14 protein-coding genes, 1 tRNA gene, 1 rRNA gene and 1 pseudogene are annotated in these 17,275 nt (G+C 62.8%); 10 read left to right on the top strand and 7 right to left on the bottom strand.

Annotated elements, in window-relative coordinates; translation table 11 throughout:
• Nucleotides 1-9: 9 nt before the first annotated feature.
• Nucleotides 10-124 (top strand): 5S ribosomal RNA (rrf, locus tag QZY01_RS11160).
• Nucleotides 125-263: 139 nt separating this feature from the next.
• A tRNA-Met gene (locus QZY01_RS11155) sits at nt 264-340 on the top strand.
• A 278-nt stretch (nt 341-618) separates the two neighbouring features.
• Here QZY01_RS11155 and QZY01_RS11150 read toward each other — a convergent pair.
• The 3 genes from QZY01_RS11150 to QZY01_RS11140 all read right to left on the bottom strand — a co-directional run bounded on the left by QZY01_RS11150 (nt 619) and on the right by QZY01_RS11140 (nt 3,843).
• Complete coding sequence (locus QZY01_RS11150; protein ID WP_294537075.1) at nt 619-2,241, bottom strand: TRAFs-binding domain-containing protein; 1,623 nt, start codon at nt 2,239-2,241, stop codon at nt 619-621.
• 24 nt (nt 2,242-2,265) lie between these two features.
• Entirely contained in the window at nt 2,266-2,832 is a 567-nt protein-coding gene (locus QZY01_RS11145; protein ID WP_294537073.1) for a hypothetical protein, read from the bottom strand.
• A gap of 258 nt (nt 2,833-3,090) precedes the next feature.
• Nucleotides 3,091-3,843: an N-acetylmuramoyl-L-alanine amidase gene (locus QZY01_RS11140; protein WP_294537070.1), complete on the bottom strand. Its 753-nt coding sequence runs from the start codon at nt 3,841-3,843 to the stop codon at nt 3,091-3,093.
• Between the two features lie 611 nt (nt 3,844-4,454).
• Between QZY01_RS11140 and QZY01_RS11135 the strand changes: the two are divergent.
• A pseudogene (locus tag QZY01_RS11135) lies at nt 4,455-5,524 on the top strand (IS630 family transposase).
• A gap of 408 nt (nt 5,525-5,932) precedes the next feature.
• Nucleotides 5,933-6,205 carry a hypothetical protein gene (locus QZY01_RS11130; protein ID WP_294537067.1) on the top strand — a complete coding sequence of 91 codons (273 nt, stop codon included), beginning with the start codon at nt 5,933-5,935 and terminating at the stop codon, nt 6,203-6,205.
• Nucleotides 6,206-6,383: 178 nt separating this feature from the next.
• On the opposite strand, the gene QZY01_RS11125 is transcribed toward QZY01_RS11130, so the two are convergent.
• A complete protein-coding gene (locus QZY01_RS11125) occupies nt 6,384-7,568 on the bottom strand; it encodes a serine protease (protein ID WP_294537064.1) in 1,185 nt (394 codons plus the stop codon).
• A gap of 36 nt (nt 7,569-7,604) precedes the next feature.
• A complete protein-coding gene (locus QZY01_RS11120; RefSeq protein ID WP_294537062.1) occupies nt 7,605-8,873 on the bottom strand; it encodes a metallophosphoesterase in 1,269 nt (422 codons plus the stop codon).
• A 280-nt stretch (nt 8,874-9,153) separates the two neighbouring features.
• On the opposite strand from QZY01_RS11120, the gene QZY01_RS11115 reads away from it, so the two are divergent.
• Nucleotides 9,154-9,774 (top strand): hypothetical protein, encoded by a 621-nt coding sequence (locus QZY01_RS11115; protein WP_294537059.1) that lies wholly within the window; start codon nt 9,154-9,156, stop codon nt 9,772-9,774.
• Between the two features lie 87 nt (nt 9,775-9,861).
• On the opposite strand, the gene QZY01_RS11110 is transcribed toward QZY01_RS11115, so the two are convergent.
• Together QZY01_RS11110 and QZY01_RS11105 are read right to left on the bottom strand one after the other, a co-directional pair.
• The gene (locus QZY01_RS11110) at nt 9,862-10,233 is read right to left on the bottom strand and encodes a hypothetical protein (protein WP_294537057.1); all 372 of its coding nucleotides are present in this window, start codon (nt 10,231-10,233) and stop codon (nt 9,862-9,864) included.
• Between the two features lie 130 nt (nt 10,234-10,363).
• Entirely contained in the window at nt 10,364-10,609 is a 246-nt protein-coding gene (locus QZY01_RS11105; RefSeq protein WP_294537054.1) for a hypothetical protein, read from the bottom strand.
• Here QZY01_RS11105 and QZY01_RS11100 point away from each other — a divergent pair.
• The 5 genes from QZY01_RS11100 to QZY01_RS11080 all read left to right on the top strand — a co-directional run bounded on the left by QZY01_RS11100 (nt 10,604) and on the right by QZY01_RS11080 (nt 17,254).
• The gene (locus QZY01_RS11100) at nt 10,604-10,930 is read left to right on the top strand and encodes a hypothetical protein (RefSeq protein WP_294537052.1); all 327 of its coding nucleotides are present in this window, start codon (nt 10,604-10,606) and stop codon (nt 10,928-10,930) included. The genes QZY01_RS11105 and QZY01_RS11100 overlap by 6 nt on opposite strands.
• Nucleotides 10,931-11,130: 200 nt before the next feature.
• On the top strand, nt 11,131-12,255 hold the full coding sequence (locus QZY01_RS11095) for a hypothetical protein (protein ID WP_294537049.1): 1,125 nt from the start codon (nt 11,131-11,133) through the stop codon (nt 12,253-12,255).
• 227 nt (nt 12,256-12,482) lie between these two features.
• Nucleotides 12,483-13,586 (top strand): trypsin-like peptidase domain-containing protein, encoded by a 1,104-nt coding sequence (locus QZY01_RS11090; RefSeq protein WP_294537047.1) that lies wholly within the window; start codon nt 12,483-12,485, stop codon nt 13,584-13,586.
• Nucleotides 13,583-16,651: a caspase family protein gene (locus tag QZY01_RS11085; protein ID WP_294537045.1), complete on the top strand. Its 3,069-nt coding sequence runs from the start codon at nt 13,583-13,585 to the stop codon at nt 16,649-16,651. Before QZY01_RS11090 ends, QZY01_RS11085 begins: the two co-directional genes overlap by 4 nt.
• A gap of 288 nt (nt 16,652-16,939) precedes the next feature.
• Nucleotides 16,940-17,254: a hypothetical protein gene (locus QZY01_RS11080; RefSeq protein WP_294537042.1), complete on the top strand. Its 315-nt coding sequence runs from the start codon at nt 16,940-16,942 to the stop codon at nt 17,252-17,254.
• Nucleotides 17,255-17,275 lie beyond the last annotated feature (21 nt).

The following is a 17,275-nucleotide window of genomic DNA, read 5'->3' as shown; positions in this document are numbered from 1 at the left end:
TTTCGCCGGCCTGGTGGCTCTTGCGAAGTGGCCAGACCCGATCCCATCCCGAACTCGGCCGTCAAACGCTTCAGCGCCAATGGTACTATGTCTCAAGACCTGGGAGAGTAGGTCGCCGCCAGGCCTGCCAAAGACAAGCATCCCTCCTCACAAAACATACCAACGGTCACGGCGATGCTCGATCCAATGTCGCCGTGACCATGCGCGTTCCAAAACCACAAAAAAAACAAACAAAAAACCACACAGAACGCAAAACACCCTGACGCGGGGTGGAGCAGCCCGGTAGCTCGTCAGGCTCATAACCTGAAGGTCACAGGTTCAAATCCTGTCCCCGCAACCATCTCAACTTGCGATGCCAAGTCGTAACCAGAAGCCGCCCCTCCAGGGCGGCTTTCGGCGTTTTTGCCCACGAATCCATGTCGCGTCGGTTTCGACGTACGCATCCGGGAGCGACCGCCTTGATTAGATTGTTGGATCGATAATACCATAGGCATTTTCTTCCGACTCGTCAGAAGCAAAGGTGCCCCGCCGGCGTCAGCCGGCTCCGCTCCAGTCGGAGCGGATAACATCGGTCGTTTTCAAGGGCCGATGGTATTAGCCAGAAATGGAACCAATAATCTACGCTGGTGTCGCCTCGCGGATCGCCTTTCTTATCGACTGAATTGCGATCCCTTCGTTTGCGGCGTAGACGTCCGCGACTCCGTTCAGTTTTGGCATGTCGGCCTTTTTCCCGGAATGGTGCAGGGCAATGACCTTCCACGAGTCGGCGTCAAAAACCGGACTGCCGGAGCTTCCCGGTTCAGTGGGCGCGCGGTAATGGACCCGCCAGACCCCCGGGATCTGGGGTTTGCCATCCTGTGGACCTTCGTGGTCGAGCAATTCATTGTTCTGGAACGAGAAGGAAAGACTCCGTCCAGCCGGGTGGCCAATAATATAAACCAGTGCGTTTTTCTCGATGCGCGGCAATTCCGGCGCAAGCGGCATCGGCGGCAATTGACCTACGCCGCCTTTCAGCCGCAGCAGACTCGCGTCGTGGCGTTCGATCTCAGAGCTCCACACGATGCTCTCGACCTCATATTCGCGATGGTCGGGTTGCAATTCAAAAACGGCCACCGCGTCTTCGGGCTTGAGCCCAATTGCTCCGTTAGCATTGACGACATGGAAATTCGTCAGCAGCAGGATCTCGTCGGGGTGCGCGTCCTCCGGCCGGACGCCAAGTTCGCCGGCCCGCACGAGGAACCCGGTGCCCTTTGCGTTCCCCATGCGATGCCGGATCATGGCGACGCTTTGCGCCCGGTCCTGACCGGTTCTCCACCATCTCCAGGTCTGAGGCCCGTGCTCTCCGAGCAGCGCCTCAAGGCTTCGCGCATCCGGCTTGGGCTGGTCGCGCATCCGGCGGAGGTCATCCGGCGTGACATCGAGCCGCCCGCCCGAGAGTTGCAGCAGCCGCGCCCGCAGCGCGCCGACCAGCGCCTTGCCCCGCTCCCCTTGCGCTTCGATATCCCAGACCTCCGTAAACTGGCGCAGCATGCTGGCTACATGGAAATCATGAGTCGTCGGCGCTACCAGGCAATCCCGTAAATAGCTTTCGGTGCTGATCCAGTCGTCGAGGCCGAGGGACGCTTCGGCGAGGGTCGCCAGAAACCAGTCGTTTCTGTTTTCGACAGCCGTTGCCTGGAGGTCATGGATCAATCGCGTCGCAAGGGCCTGCGGCTGCAAATCCGGGGCGCCCCGGATGCCCAGCCGGCGCATGCGGACGAGCAGCGCGAGCAGGTTTACGCCGTGCCAGCTGTTGCGGGCCGGATCCTCCTCGAACGGGCGCCGGTAAGAAGCCACCGCATTCTTGAGCGCGTCCCGCGCATAGCCGGCGCTCTTGTTGGCCGCGTCGAAGAAAATCAGCTTGTAAGCGCGTCCGAGCAATCCGAACGCCTCCGCGTGCTCCGGATGTTCCGGAGGCAGTCGGCGCGCCAGAGGCGTAAGCACATCGATCGCAGCAGTGGGTTTGCCCATCTCGATCAGATATTGCGCGTAGAGCCGCCGATTCTTCGCATCCTTGGGGTCACGGCGGCTGATGGCTTCGGCAAGCTGCCCCATCAGTTCGTACTGGCGTTTATTGCGGAGTTGCTCCACCAGCTCACGAAAAGCGTCGAGATCGGGCTTGTCGATCATACCCGCAAGCTTTTTCAGCGCCTCGCGCGCACGAGCCACAATCTCTTCCTGGTCCGCATCCTGATCGCTCATGGCGTTTCCTCCATCATGGCTCCACTATGATAATTGTCTCGGGTCGATGATATCGGGATGGTTCCTGGAGTTGGCGCTCGCCCGTTCGACAAAATCCGCGGTTCCGCCCGGGCCATCGCCAGCGCGCCTGTCCCAGACAATGATCAGCTGCGCCTCGCCATGTCGCCTGGCGAGATCAAGAATGCGCGTGTTGCAGACGGCGTAGGCCTCGTCTGTTTTCGGGAGCCCGAGATCATGGCGGCGCGCGGGCGGCGTCGCATCCCAGAGTTTTTTGAATCGCTGCGGCCAGTCGCCGCCTTCGGCGCCTTCGACCGAGGTTTTCAGAAAGAGATCCGGTGAGTATGGCAAAACGACGATGGTGTCGAAGCCGAAACTTCGGCAGATCTCGTGGAACAGAATATCGCCGCCGCGCGCGAGGCTCGCGAATCCGTTGACGCTGCTTGTGCTCCTGCCTTCCGTCTGGCGCGCGATGCGGCGTTCGATCTCGACACGCGCGGCGTCAACGCGCTCGGGCGGAAAACGCGGCGGCGAACGTCCGGGAAGATCGACCATATGGCCGGTGAAAACGAGGGAGAGTGGTTCGTCGATCATCGGATTTGCCGCTTTAGAGCATGGGCGATCGCCGCATTGCCAATAGCGCCCCTCAAGACCCCGGGGCCAGCCACTTGCGCAGCGAAGCTCGCCTCGGACCGCTGGTCCGGCGCGCGGGGGGCCTCGCTACCCGAACCGCAATGCGATGGCAATAAAAGGGCATACATCAAAACACCCATGGCGGCGCCTGCCCAAAGGGGGAGGCGACCAACGCGTTTACCTTTTCGCGGCCTGGGACGCGATGGTCCTCCAACCGCGTCAAGATGGCTCCGCGGCGGCGGCGCTCCCCTTCCTGGATTTCGCCGCGGGCTTGCGGGCGCGCGGCTTGCGGGCCGGACGCGGCGTTTCCAGCGGCGTCGCCGGGTTGGGGTCGCCGTGATCCGGCATGCGGGAAACGTCGTCGGCGAGGCCTGGATCCTCGAGAATTATCGAATCGAACTCAATGCTTTCGAGACTCTCGTTGGCGTCCGCCAGCATCAGGAAGTCGACCTCAGTCTGCGTATAGCCGGGGTCCCAGTGCGTGTTCTCGGGTACATTGCTGTGGCCGTAGTGGCCGCCTTTCTTGTCCCACGTGGCGGCGTCGCGATTGTGGCCGCCGGGGTCCTGACCGTTGACAGCCGGTTTTGGCGGCCCGTTCGGCCAAACCCTCGGGACGCCATGCTGTTTTTCGATCCAGCGGCAAAGCCGGCGCACGTTTTCAAGCGTCGGTCTGGTCTTCGGCCTGTGGGCGAAACCCACGACCTCGATCTGGATGGCGGAATCGCGGTTGGTCTGGACGCCCCCCGGCGCGTTCCGCAGCGCGCGCCCCGCTTCGCCAGTGTCGATGTGCTGGAAGATCGTCGTTGCGTCGACCGTGAAGTGCGGATCGGATTTATGCTGCCTGAAAGCGTCGAAGGCGCCTTCCGCCGTGCCGCCCTCGGTCGTGTGATGAACGATCTTGAACGGGCCACTTGTGAACGTTCCGGAGGAGCCGCTGATTTTCATTTGCTTTGCAAAAGGACACTTCGCCATTATGCGCTCTCTCCTCTTTGTGCGGTCTTCCTGTTCCGGTCCTTTTGGTTGGCTCCGCCAATCTGGCGCAAGCTGAACTGGCGTCTTCGTCGTGCGACCGATCGCATCGCAACCGAACCAACTCCAAGAGCCACCCGTCGCATCTTGATATGGTTTAAAAAATAAAGCAACATAGAGTTTTCACCATCCTATTATTGAGCCGTTCAAGCTAGGACAATGATTATTTTGTGTCGCTGAGCGACTGGCTCATTGAGCAGCGCTGGGACGAAGTATTCCTCGATCCCGACACCAAACGCGGGATCGCCGCCGGCGAGCGCCGGGAAGGCGCCCCGAACAAGGCCGCGCCGAGCTGCGAGGCTGTGTTGTTCCCGGTCGCGTGTAGGCGAAACGCTTGCTCCGGTCCGGCCCGATCGAGTTGTCTAAGGATGCCGCGCACCGACGGATAGGCCGGAGCCCGCCGAAGCGCGGCGCCAAGGAAAGCCGCAATCAGGCGCGCAAGCCTCTGATCGATCAAGGCGTGGATTTGCCGTTGGGAACGCGCCCCACTTAGCATCGCTGGTGCACTGACCCATTCATAAGATTTTTGGCGCGGGACGTGCGAATCTCGCTGCATGACCCCCACCGTCAATGTCATTGCCCTTGCCGAAGTTCGCGAGCGATTGCTCGCAATCTTCGGCGACCGAAACCGTCCGCTGAAGCATGTCCAGCGAGCGACGATCATCTTGTCGTCCGCCGAGCGTCTGCCGGTCGTTGAAGTGGCGCGCCAAGCTGGCCTGAGCCGCCCCGCGGTGTGGCGCTGGCAGCAACGATAGGGCGAGCAAGGCGTCGATGGGCTCTTGCGCTACAAGACGCGCAAACCCGGCAAGGCCCCGCTGTCAGCCAGGACCGCGGCGAAGGTTCAGGAGTTGACCTGCTCCGAACGCCTGGCGCGGGCGCCCACTGGACCGGACGGGCAATGGCCAAGGAATTCAACATCTCGCTTCGCGCCATCCAGCGCCGGTGGGACGCTCATCGCCTTCAGCCGCATCGCCTGCGCGCGTTCAAACGCTCCAGCGATCCCAAATTTGCCGAGAAGCTCGAAGACGTCGTCGGCCTTTCCATGGATCCGCCCGCTAACGCCGTTGTCGTCTCCATAGATGAAAAAAGCCAAATTCAGGCGCTCGACCGCCCTCGACCGGGCTTGCCTCTCAAGCCGGGCAAATGCCGAACAATGACACATGACTAAAAGCGCGCCGGCGCGACAACGCTCTTTGCCGCCCTCAATATCCTGGATGGAACCGTCCTCGGGCGCTGCATGAAGCAGCATCGGCATCAGGAATTCATTCGCTTCCGCAACGCCGTCGAGCGGACCGCGCCAGCCGCAAAAGTCATCCACGCCATCGCCGACAACTGCGCCACCCACAAGCATCCCGATGTCCTGGCGTGACTGGCCGAACATCCGCGATGGACGTTCCATTTCACACCGACATCGGCGTCGTGGCTCAACGCGGTCGAAGAATTTTTCTCGACCATCGCCCGCCGCAAAATCCGGCGCGGCGTCTTCACATCCGTCGCCGGTCTGGAAGAAGCCATCAAGCGCTACATCAAGGCGCGCAATAAAAATTCAAAGCCGTTCGTCTGGACCGCTTCGGCCGCCTCGATCTTCGAAAAGCTCGGCCAAATCCCCGAACCATCCGAATGAGTCACTGCACAAGGATCGAGAACAGGCTCACGCCGACCTGACTATACATTTTGCCTTTCGCGCGGCGGCGGTACGGGATCGCGGCGCGGCAGAATACAAGATCCGTGGGTGGCGTCACGGAGCAACCTCCGAATCAGGTTGCTCCCCATGGATTCAGAGACTTTTCGTCGGGGAAAGCAAAAAATTGCATCACCCGAAAAACGCCCCTCAGCCTCGCAGTTTAGAGCATTGAACAGCCCTGGGGATTGTGGCGAGTAGCGCGAGAAACGGCTGAAGAGACTTCAAGGCGACCTCCGATTGATTCGGTCGCCTCACATAGATTCAGACTTTTTCGCCCAGAGGAATCGTCCGCCCCCTTTTCGCATCAAAGACCTTAAAACTGTTGCATCTGCGCCTCAGTAGAGAGCGTTGAACAGCCTTGATGTTGCGTTGGTCCCGGTTGGTAACGAAAACAATGGTAAAGCCGACAATAATAGTGATGCTTACTCAGTTATTGGCCAATTCAATGCCGGTGTTACCCCCGCAGCGTTACCACAAGCTAACCTTGGCAAATTTTTTGCCACCGGACTCGCAGCGAGAGACGTTGCCTTGGGCTTCGAAGCCCAACTGAAAAAACAGCAGGCATCGGCCTTCGGCTCAGGCGCTTATGCGGATGAACTTCCGCAGCACGTGGAAATTTAAGATTGAATTACGCGCTATCATCGTGCGCTGATAGGCTGCTGAGCAACCCCTTCGGTTCAAGCCTCGGGTGTGATTCCCTTGCTTTGCAAAAGGGGGACAGAATACGCGGGTCGAACGTCCTGCCGCGGCGGATCAAAGCGACCGGGGGCGCTTGGTTGGGCATGGGTTCTTCCTGCGCTCAGGCGACGAACGTCGCCGAACAGGCGGCGAGTTGGTCCTTGATCGCGCCCATGACATGAGCCCAGTTCTGCTGCCGGCTCGCGCCGGCAAAGTGCAACCCCAGAATGCGGAAACCGTCGACGCCCAAGTCGACGACGCAGGATCCCGAATTGCCGCCGAGCGTTGACGCGTCATGCGCGAGGATCCATTTCTTCGCGTCGTTCAGGACCTCCCCCGGGCCGGCCACAAGGGCGCCCGGCGCGAGGCGCTTGTAGCCGAACCGGCTCTTGAACGTGTCGGCGATGACCTGCGCGGTTTCGCTTCCCGGACCGGGCGCGCCGGGCAGCCGCCAGACGTAAGGCTGGCCGGGAAATCCGAGCACGTAGAGATTGCGATCGCGCTTCGGCAGGGCCGAATCCTTCTCGAAAGTGACGGCCGGGGGAAAGACATTCCCGGGATCGCTGCCTGGGTCGACCTTGAGAATCGCAATGTCGAGATGCGTGAAGTCGACCGTCCTGTTGATCGCGTCCGGACCCGCGAAGGCGACTCCGACGATCCTGAACTTGGTCGCATGGGCCGACTCGAACTCGCCCGAGAAATTGACCGTCGTCTGGTCGGGCCATTTCAGGATCCAGCCGCCCGCTTCGTTCGGAGCGGCGATCGTCTCGAGCACGTGGCGGTTGGTCAAGACGAGCCCCTCCGCGACGACGAAGCAGGTGCCTTCGAACCAGGGCTGTTGCGGAATATCGATCCGCCCCACCGACGCGACGACCTTGCGGATCTGCGGCTCAAAACGCGAGAGGCCCATGCCCCAGTCGCCGATGTCCGCCCCGTCGACGTCGACGAAGCCTTCCTGGATGAACAGGCTCGGGCGCGTGCCGTCGGTGAGAATCACCGACTCGAGGCCGACGTTGTCGCCAACCGTGAAATTCTGCAGCGGCTCTCCCTGACCGGATTTCGCGAGCGCCTGTCGCGCGCTCGCGACGATCCTCGAGTCTTGCGCAGCCCTGTCCTGGCCGGGATTGGATTCGCGTTCCGCCGCGAGCGCCGCTTCGAGGCGTTCGATCCGCTCCTCATCCGAGAGAACGAGAGGAGCGGCTTCTTCGATGCCTTCCAGTCCGGACGCATCCCGCGCGCTCTTTCCGCGAACCAGAAAGAGGGAATGCGACACGGCGCTAGAATCGATCTTCTTGTCCCAGTCCATCGAGGCGTCCTTCAAAAAAACGTGCGGGTCAGGCGATCAAGGCACGGGGCCGCTGAAAATCTCCGTTCCATCCGGCAGGTGAATGCGTTCGACCAGCTTCGGCCCGTCGAACGCGAGCGTCAGATAGCCATGCGGGCCGAACTTGTCCTCTTCGCCCTTGACGTAGGGATTGCGTCCGTCGAGCACGAGGCATTGCGGCGCATCCGCCGAAGAGTCGAGGCGCCGCCAGGTGACGCCGTCGGGACGGGAGTCGATCGGCGCGCTGGTGACTTCGCCCTTCCTGGGCGCCGGAATGCCGCCATGGCCGACACAGCGGCCGAGGAAATCGAAGGTCGGGTGCCGGTCGTAGAGCACGCACGCATGTTCGTGACCCCAATACCAGGCCGTGATCGCCTTTTTCGCGAACAGTCCCGCGAGCGCTTTCCCAATCGCGGGGTTCTGTTTCGATTCCAGCCGGGAGAACGGCTGGTGATGGGAGAACAGGATCGTTTTGCGATCGCCGCGCGCGCCCAACACCGTCTCCAGCCATCGCACCTGTTCGGCGTCGAGCGCGCAGTCCGTGCATGCGGTGTCGAGCCCGACGAGCAGCCAGTGCTCGTTTTGAACCGCGAAATAGCTCGAAGCCTGGCTGAAGGCCGGCAGGATTTGATCGAAATAGGCGTAACCGCCCGAGTACATCTCGTGATTGCCGTTGATCGCGCGGCTGACCTGCGCGGCGTCGCCCGGCCAGACATCGAGGAAGCGCTGCTTCGTCTCTTCGGGCGTGCCCGAATAATAGATGTCGCCGAGGTGCAGCGCCATCTCATAGCCGCCCGTCTTGCTGATCGATGCAGCGGAAACCGGCGCGCCGTAGAGATTCGTTCCCCAGTCTCCCAGGATGGCGATGGCGCCCTTATCGGGAAACGCTCCGGCCTTCGTGTCCGGCGGTCGTACGATCGCATGCCGCGCACTGGCCGGGACGTGATCCCACAGACTCTTGATCCAGCCCCAAACGTCGCCGCCGGTCGGCCCATCGCCGAATTGCGCTTCGAGTCCGCCGGCGGCGAGCGGCGAATGCCCTGCCGCCGCCTGCGCGACCGCGCTCTGGACGAGAGACGCGTCGCGGTCTTCGACCGCGACAAAAACGCCGCTGCTTCCAGCCTTGTCGGCTTCCTGCTGCAGCTTTTCGACCGCCGTCTGATAACGTTCCGCCGTCTCGCGCTCGTCGCTCGACTGCGCCGCTTCGAGACCTGACTTCGCGAGGTCCGGCAAGGAATTCATTGTAACGATGCGCGAGGCCTTGCCGTTTTCGATTGAACCGGCCATGGGGCTTTCCCTTGAGTCAACACATATTGCCAGACGGCGTAAACGAAGCCATTATAGATTTCGGAATTCATTTTTTTCAAGCAGCGAATAGGCGCCCCGGGCAGAAGCCGGGGGGCATGAGCCGGTAGTCGGCTCACAACGGAAAACCGCGACGGCGAACTGCGAAACGGGCCGGGCCCTTGCTCCGCCCCTGCAAAGGCAGTGCATTGCTTGTGACCGGGATCGCGAAACGCCGCCGGGGATGACGGGGAATCTGATTTCAGCAGCATGGGAGGCGTCGATGGTCGATACGAATAATCTCGGCGGGATCGAAGACCTGGACCCTGGCGCGCCTCAGGCGCCGGTGGAACTGAATGCAGAGGCATTGCAGCGCGCCAATTTCGGCAGCGACGGTTCTGGCGACGTCCCGCCGGGGGTTGAGGCGTTCGAAGACCTCGGCCATCCCGCGCAATTGCAGATCGACATCGGCAAGGCGCACAATTTTCTCGTCGCCTGCATGAATGCCCATCCGCGCGTCAAATATGGGCTCGGCGCAAAGGCGCCGTTCAACGGAGCGCCGGGCGTCGATTTCAAGGCGGTCGACTGCAGCGGCTTCGTGCGAGAAGCGATCCGGCGCTCCACCAACCTCGGCAACAGTTTTCCCGACGGCTCCGTCGTGCAGCACGAATGGATCGAGTCGCGCGATTTCAAGCAGGTCAATCGCGCGACGGGCTCGGCTCCGGACGGCGCCGTTCGTATCGCCTTCCTCAGCCCGTCGGATTCGTCGGAGGGCATTGGCCATGTCGTCCTGATACACAACGGGAAGACGCTGGAGTCGCACGGCGGCGTCGGACCCGACGAAAGACCCTGGACTTCCCGGGGCTGGCAGGCCAAGGCTTCGGTCTATTTGCTTAAGCCCTGATTGCGTCGACGCGCGACCCTCACTTCAGGGCGGCGATTTAGCTGTCCTGAAGCTGTGCCCCGATTTCGTCCGGAAACATGTCGAGCATCAGGTCTGCCGGCGCAGGTCGGCTGAACCACGGGCGTGCGGCCTGGACTTGCGGCGCGCTCGTGTCGGGATGTTCGATCGTATCCGCAATCCTTCGGTTGAGGCGGCGCGAGGCGCGATGTCGAAATCCGCGATCCAGTCCGCAAGCACAAGGGTCCGCGCCGGCGAACGCGACGAAACGCAACCGCTCTCGACCGCGACCACCGCGACGGCTTTTGCGATCGGAAGCGGCGGATCGGGCCGCGCTGCGATGGCTCCGCTCGGCGGCAGGACAAGTCCCCGGTCCTTCGCAAACGCTGCGGCGTTATCGGCTTCACAGGCGAGTTGCGCAAGCCACACCGGCGCGAATGACGTCTTCGCGCGTATCGACATCTGCTCTTTGTCGAAGCGGCTCGTTTCAGCATGCCGCTGCGTTCTCGAACACCCGAGGCGCTCGAATTCGACGCTGAGACACCCTTAACTCTTGACGGGGCTAAACCGCGAGACGCATCATGGGACATATTTATTGATCGGTCTTTATTGGAGCGCTCTGGACATGGGCCGTTTGGTCAGACCACTCATTATAACGAAAAATGTTCAAGCTGGAGGAGAGGGCCTCGAGTCGACCGAAGGCAATGAGCCGCCGCCGGCGCAGAAGACGCTTGCAGATCAGGGCGATACCTATCTGGATCGCGTCGCCAAATACGTCCCCGCCGAGATCGTCGCCTTTTTCATCTTCGCGAATTCGATATTGAAGCAATCGATGCATGCGACGCCGCCGACGATGGCGGGGATTGAGGTCGCTTCGATCGGCTTTGTCGTTTTCCTTCTCGCCTGGCTTTTCACGCCGATTTACCTGTGGCGTTTGAGCAGGCCGGGAGACGCATGGGGACTCAACGCGACGATGGCGACGCTGCTGTTCCCGGTATGGGCCTATGCGGTGGAAGGCGTCGGAGCCACGAAGTTCGTTCCCTACGACGGCGATCTGGCGAGCATCGTCCTTGGCGCCGCGTCGCTGGCGAGCGGGATTGTTGCGCCGCGGACCGTGCACGTCGATGCGAAGGACAACGACGATGCGAACGGCCCGTGAGCGGGTCGAGAACGCCAATTCGGCGCGACGCGGGTTCGGAAGAAAAGAACCCGCTGCAACGCGTTGATCGCAAGAATGATCGTCAAGGGGCGGGACCGAACCGGGGAGACCTGCAACGCGATCGCTGGCATGCGCATCGCTTGGCGTAGACGTTCTGACGATCGCGCCGCCCGAACGGCTATCGGCAAGAGGAGACGTGCATGCAAACCGCTCGCGTGATTACAAAATCGGCGACTCTCCTCGACGGACCGGGCGGCGTCACGCTCCGCACGCTGAAGCGTGGCGATGCCGTTTGCATCCTTGGTCGCGTCTCCATTTGGGTCGTCGTCGAACACGAAGGCGTCACGGGAGTGCTCGCGCGTCGCGTCGTCGGGTCGATTTCGTCCGAGAATCAAACCGGGGCCGGCCTCGAAGCCGTCGTCGAAACGCCGAAGATTCCTCCCGAGGCCAAAGAAAGCGACATCGCGACGAATGGCAAGAAGGTGCTCGGGCCGGGAGGCGTTGAGTTTGGCATTCTCTACAAGGCCGGGCTGGTTCAATATGGGCGGACCGGCCTCGCGGCCTTCTTCCAGCAGGATCCGGCCGCGTTTCCCGGATTGAAGCCGAGCGTTGTCGCGGTCATGTGCGCGGTGTCGGAAAACGAAGGGAATATCGAAGCGATCAACACTTACGACAATGCGTTCCTGTCATGCGGCGTCTACCAATGGACGCTCGGCGCCGATTCGGCGGCCGGCGAACTGGCCAACCTGCTGAGCATCGTCAAGCGCCAGACGCCGGCGACCTTCGCGGAGCTTTTCGGCAAGTACGGGCTCGATGTCCCGGCGCTGAAGACGGCCGGCCTCTCAACGGGCTTCATCAGCCTCAACGGCAAGATGCTGGACAATCCATCCAGCAAGTTGGCTATGCGCAAGAACATCTGGGCTTATCGTTTCTGGCGCGCGGCGCACCATCCGGACGTGCGGCGCGCACAGGCGCAACTGGCCATCGCCCGGATCGACGCGTTCTACAAAAGGCCGATTCCGAAATTGAACAGACCGGTGTCGGCTTATGTGACCTCGCAGGTCGGCGTCGCCCACCTCCTCGACGAGCACGTGAATCGTCCCGGCCATGTGCCCGGCACGTTGTCGCAGGCGATCGTGAAGTGCATCGCCTCATCCGGCAAACCGGACCCTGCGGCATGGACGACGGCCGATGAACGGACAATGATCGCGAACTACCTCGCGCTGCGCGAAAAAACGAACATGACGGCGTCCGCAGATCGAGCCGGCCGTATTTCCAAAAAGGTGAAGGAGGGCCAACTCTCCGACGAACGCAGCAGCTTTTGAGAAAATTCTCTGGATAGTTGCCGCCTAGGATCAAACCTTTCGAAACTCCTCTTGCAAATTCTCGTTCAAGAGGTCGATTTCAGGCTCGGGCCATTTTCTCGTCTCGTCCCTGACCTGTTCGCCTATGTCATAAGTGCCAGAGGACGGGAAACCGGAGCAGCCGGATGATAACTTCAAGGTCTCGCAGCTTATAGGCCCAGGCGGGGGAGTGTCCACAGGAGCGCAACATGCAGGAACAGGAGTGGCTCGCATCGGTGCTGCCGCCGCTGCAACAACTCGACGAAATTCTGGGCGACGACCCGACAGCCGTATTGCTCGGTCTCACGAGAAGCCGCGCACCCGTCGAAACCGGCTTTGTCGGCGATCCCGGCGACGATCCCGAGTTGAGGAAACAGTTCGCGGTTGCGCAGGCCTCGGCCGCTGCGCTCAAGAAGAATCCGAAGGCAGCGCTGACTACCGAGCAGACGCAGGCGCTTCATGCCTTCGTGCATCTGCTCGCGCGGCCAGCGCTGCGCGTCGTCGAGGATGCGATCCCGGCGATTCCGATTTCGTGGGAACGACTGAAAACCGCGCATGAGTCGGTGATCCGCAAGATTCGCGGTGTCGGGCGCATCGACGCCAGCGAGCGGCGGCACGTCGGCACCGGCTGGTTCGCGGCCGAGAACCTGCTGCTCACGAACCGCCACGTCGTGGGAGTATTGTGCGGTCTCAAGCCCCACAGCGATCCTACTTGGCTCGACAAGCTGCCGTCGGCGGTCGTCGCGACCAACGCGCAGTGGGACAAGGACCCCTCGAAGCGCCCCGTCTGGGACCCGGCGGAGGCGCCTGGCGCCGCGAGCGCCACCACAGGGACGATCACGAAGATCCGTGCGCACCACCCGCTCCTTGACATGGCGCTGCTCGATGTCACCGGCATCGCGAACAGCAAGGGCTTGGCGCTGCGTATGCGCGCCTCGCCGCCGGCGGCGCTCGAACGGCATGAGGTCTATGTCGCCGGCTATCCCGCCGTGAATCCGCCGCAGGGGGTGTCGCCAGAGGTGGCGAAGCTCCTGTTCCCGGACGCGAAGTCGAGCGGCCTCAAGCGCGTTTCGCCGGGGCAGCTTGTCGCGATCGTCGACAGCCTGCCGATCGCCGCGAACAAGCCGCGAGGGAGTCACGACAGCTCCACGCTCGGCGGTAGCTCGGGCTCGCCAGTCGTCGATTTCGACAACCATCACGTCGTGGCGCTCCACTACAGCGGCCTGTATGGCGTCGCAAACTACGCCATTCCGCTGTGGCTCGTAAAGGACGAGCCGTTCTTCGCCGACAACGGGATCACATTCGCATCATGAACGATCGCGCGCTGATCATAGGCCTCGACGCCTATCACGCCCCGGCGTGGGAACTCCGCGCGGCGGTGCGCGACGCGCTCGCCTTTGCGAAGTGGGTAACGGCGCCCGGCGCCGGCCGCGCAACCGAGGCGACTCTGACCCTCTTGCTGTCGCCCCATCCCGATCGCCCGGTCAACGACGCCAGGTACGACGTGGCGACAGATACTGCGATCCGGCGCGCGCTGTTCGATCACAAGAAGAATGGCGCCGGCGCGCAGCGGCTTTGGTTCTTCTACGCAGGTCACGGCATCGCGCCCTCGGGCGGCGGGCCCGACGAGGCGCCTGTGATCGTGCCAGCGGACGTCACGGACCTCGACTACTACCGCTCGAACCCGATCGACCTCGGCTCGTGGATCCGCGAAATGCAGGTTTGCTCTCCGGAGTATCAGGTGTACTTCGTCGACGCCTGTCGCGGCATCGTTGTCAGCGAGGATGTCGTCACCGCGACGAGGACGCTGTTCTTCGACCTCTCGAAGGTGAAACCCGAAGCCCAGGCGCGGCAGGCGGTGCTGTTTGCAACCACAGCGGGCCAGCTCGCAAACGAGCAGGGTCTGCATGGCCTGTTCGGCGGCGCGCTGATTGACGGCCTGAACGGTGCGGGGCCCGTGCTCGAGGCCGACGCGGTCAAGGAAGAGTTTGTGCTGACGTTCGGCCGACTCGCCGAATACGCGAAGCGCCGGATTCAAGAGCGGTCGGAGGAGGCGCGCCGCGCGAACAAGACTCTCCCGACGCAGGAGCCGGCGGAGAGCCTGTTCCGCGTACAGAGCTCACTCGAACTCGCGCGCTTTGCTGAAAAGCCACGCTCGCCCGTCAAGGTATTTGTCGAGCCCGAAGAAGCGACGGCTTTCGCTACGGCCGGCATTCGCGGCTACAACGAGTGGAAGGGGGTCTGGGAGCGCCAGGCGGAGAAGCCATCGCCGCTTGCCGTGCCGATCGAGTGGAAGCTGTCGTCAACGGTCTACAAGATCGAGATCGAGGCGAGCGGGTTCGAGAATTGGTCAAAGAAGGTCGAAGTCGTCGGGCCGGTCGAGCTGCACGCAGACCTCGTGCCACTGCCGAAAGCCTTTCCCGACAGGGGATTCGAAATCAAGCTCGACGGGCTCGAGTCGATGATCCAGGTCGAAAGCATCGGCGCGCCTCTGCCCACGCGTCCTGATGGCGCCGGACGCATCGGCGCGCCGCCGCCCACGCCGCCCGATGGCGCCGAGCTCGGGGCGGGGAAGCACGGCCAACTGATCGTGCGGACGCGCGACCGCTACGCGCGCATCGAGGTGTTCGACGCCGCCGGGAAGCGCGTCGAGGCGGCCTGGGGGCGGCTCGAAAAGACGCTGCCGGTGGGCTCATGCCGCGTCGAGATCGCGCTGCCGACCGAGCGGCCGATCGTGCGGTCGGTGCTCGTGACCGCCGACGAGCCGGTGGTGATCGACGTCCAGCCCGACCCGCAGCTCACGCAACGGCTGCCGCCGAGCGCGGGCGTCATCGCGCCACATGACGGCGTGTCGGAACCCTCCGCGATGTTCGGAGTCGTGACGACGACGCACCTCGGCTCGCTGCTCGCGTGGGCGGCCTGGGCGGCGCAGTTCCCCGCCGTCGGGGACGGCAGGAGGTTGCGCGAACTTGGCGTCGAGCCCCTCCCGCCGGTCCCGGGGCAATGCTTCGTGCGCCTTCTCGTCGGCGATGCGCGCCCGAACGGGGAGAATCCGCAGGCCGGACCGATCGAGACGCTCGTCCTCGACATGAATCGGCAGCCTGTGGCGCCAAAACCCTTACCGGCGCTCGACGGATTTGCGGTGCAATGGCATGCGCCGGTGCAATATGGCACGAGCCTCACCGTGCAGACCGGCGGGCTCGACCCGAAGCGCATCCCGCTGCCGTTCGTCGCCGATCACGTGTGGACGATCGTGATCGTGCGCGAGTCGACGCAGCTCACGGAGATCCACCGCTACCTCCAGCGGCTGGAGGCGCAGGCGCCCTTCGACGACACAATCCGCCTCGTCGAACAGAATTGGCGCGGTCTCGATGCGCGCACGCCGCTGTACGACGACGAGGCCGCGCGCCTGCTTGCACGCGACCTCGATCCGCTCAGCCTCGCCGTACTGGGCTACCGGCTCGCGCTCGAGAGTCGCTGGCCGGAACTCGACGCCGTCGTGAAGAGGATCGGACCGGCCGGACTCGCCGACGTGCATGTGCTCGCCGCCTGCATCGGAGAGCGCGACAAAAACATGGAGCTCGCGGTCAAGAGCGCGTCGGTTCCGGTCGTCGGCGAGGGCTATCGGATGATGGAGGCATGGCTGGTCGAACACTTCGCCAAACAGGACATGCCGCCGCCGCTCGCTCCGGAGCCCTTCACCGGCGGACTATGGACAACGTTCGACACGCGCGGCCAGGCCGTGATTTCGAAGGCGTTCCCGGTGCGCAACGCACCGGCGTGGGCGGCGCCGCTGCTCCCTGCGGCGAACGCCACGGCGCGGATCGAGTCGGAGCCCGACAAGCCCTTCATCGGGACGGGCTTCCTGATCGGACCGCGCGCGCTCGCGTCGACCGACTTCGTGATGAACCAGAAGCCGCGGTTCGCGGTGTTCGGCGAGAAACGCGTGGTCATCGAAGAGGTCATCGGAACCACAAGCGACGACCGCCACGGCGCGCTGGCGCGGATCGAGCCGGCCGGGCAGGATCCGTTGAAGCTCCGCTGGACGCTGCCGGAGGTGGGAACACGAATCGCCGTGATTGGTCATCCGCTGATAACGTTCACGCCGACGATCGTCACGCTGGCGGCGTTCGCGACCTACCCAACCGGCGAAAAGATGATCATGCCTGGAGTTATTGTTGCGGTGGAGAATACCAGGCTCATCTACGAGTGCTGGACCATGGCCGGTGTTGCGGGTGGACCGATCGTCGACCTCGCGACCGGCGAGGCGATCGGCATCCACCACAGCGGCAAATACGAGGGCGGTACAAAGAAGCTCGGGTTTGGCGTCCCGTTGATGGCGATCGAGGCCCTTCTGAAAACGCCGATCCAAGGCTAAGGCGGCAGGGACCATTTGACTATTCGAGCCAGATTGCGATAGCGGCGAGTTTGACGAAGCCTATGAAGTTGCCTCGTTCACCGCCGACGGCGCTCGGCGGAAATCAAAGTCATTGGTCCGATGCGGCGCAGCTGACCTCGCTCATAAAGCCGACTTATACCATCGGCCCTTGAAAAGGACCGATGGTATCTGCTCCGACTGGAGCGGCGCCGGCTGACGCCGGCGGGCGCCTTTGCTTCCGACAAGTCGGAAGCAAAAGCCGATGGAATTATCTTCAAAGCCTCGCGTTTGCCTCAATTTTCGCAAGGCGCGTCACGCCGGAGGGATACCTCGATCCGCCCGATCCGCAAGGACGAAACCGACGAATCCGATCAGATCTCGCGACGGCTCTACGGCATGTTGCCGCGTCTGCGCGTCACCGAACTCCTCGCCGAAGTGCATGGTTTGACGGAATTTGCTGCGCGGCTTTGCCATTGGCGGGCTGGCGCGCCACCCGAAGACGACGTCGCGTTGATGACGGCGCCGCTTGCCGACGCCAACAATCCGGGCTTGCCCGAATGGCGCGCGGCTCCAGACCGATTTGGGAATCCCAAAACGATATAGATCGTTGGGAGATCCCCTCAC

Source organism: uncultured Rhodoblastus sp., from assembly GCF_903903185.1.
Lineage (GTDB): Bacteria > Pseudomonadota > Alphaproteobacteria > Rhizobiales > Beijerinckiaceae > Rhodoblastus.
The sequence above is the reverse complement of the archived record's forward strand: the minus strand, read 5'-3'. Positions and strand labels throughout refer to the sequence as shown.

What these genes read in the sequence shown, in the direction of transcription:
- QZY01_RS11150 (WP_294537075.1), bottom strand. Translation starts at nt 2,241, where the DNA reads ATGAGCGATCAGGATGCGGACCAGGAAGAGATTGTGGCTCGTGCGCGC.
- QZY01_RS11145 (WP_294537073.1), bottom strand. Translation starts at nt 2,832, where the DNA reads ATGATCGACGAACCACTCTCCCTCGTTTTCACCGGCCATATGGTCGAT.
- QZY01_RS11140 (WP_294537070.1), bottom strand. Translation starts at nt 3,843, where the DNA reads ATGGCGAAGTGTCCTTTTGCAAAGCAAATGAAAATCAGCGGCTCCTCC.
- QZY01_RS11125 (WP_294537064.1), bottom strand. Translation starts at nt 7,568, where the DNA reads ATGGACTGGGACAAGAAGATCGATTCTAGCGCCGTGTCGCATTCCCTC.
- QZY01_RS11120 (WP_294537062.1), bottom strand. Translation starts at nt 8,873, where the DNA reads ATGGCCGGTTCAATCGAAAACGGCAAGGCCTCGCGCATCGTTACAATG.
- QZY01_RS11115 (WP_294537059.1), top strand. Translation starts at nt 9,154, where the DNA reads ATGGTCGATACGAATAATCTCGGCGGGATCGAAGACCTGGACCCTGGC.
- QZY01_RS11110 (WP_294537057.1), bottom strand. Translation starts at nt 10,233, where the DNA reads ATGTCGATACGCGCGAAGACGTCATTCGCGCCGGTGTGGCTTGCGCAA.
- QZY01_RS11100 (WP_294537052.1), top strand. Translation starts at nt 10,604, where the DNA reads ATGCATGCGACGCCGCCGACGATGGCGGGGATTGAGGTCGCTTCGATC.
- QZY01_RS11105 (WP_294537054.1), bottom strand. Translation starts at nt 10,609, where the DNA reads ATGCATCGATTGCTTCAATATCGAATTCGCGAAGATGAAAAAGGCGAC.
- QZY01_RS11095 (WP_294537049.1), top strand. Translation starts at nt 11,131, where the DNA reads ATGCAAACCGCTCGCGTGATTACAAAATCGGCGACTCTCCTCGACGGA.
- QZY01_RS11090 (WP_294537047.1), top strand. Translation starts at nt 12,483, where the DNA reads ATGCAGGAACAGGAGTGGCTCGCATCGGTGCTGCCGCCGCTGCAACAA.
- QZY01_RS11085 (WP_294537045.1), top strand. Translation starts at nt 13,583, where the DNA reads ATGAACGATCGCGCGCTGATCATAGGCCTCGACGCCTATCACGCCCCG.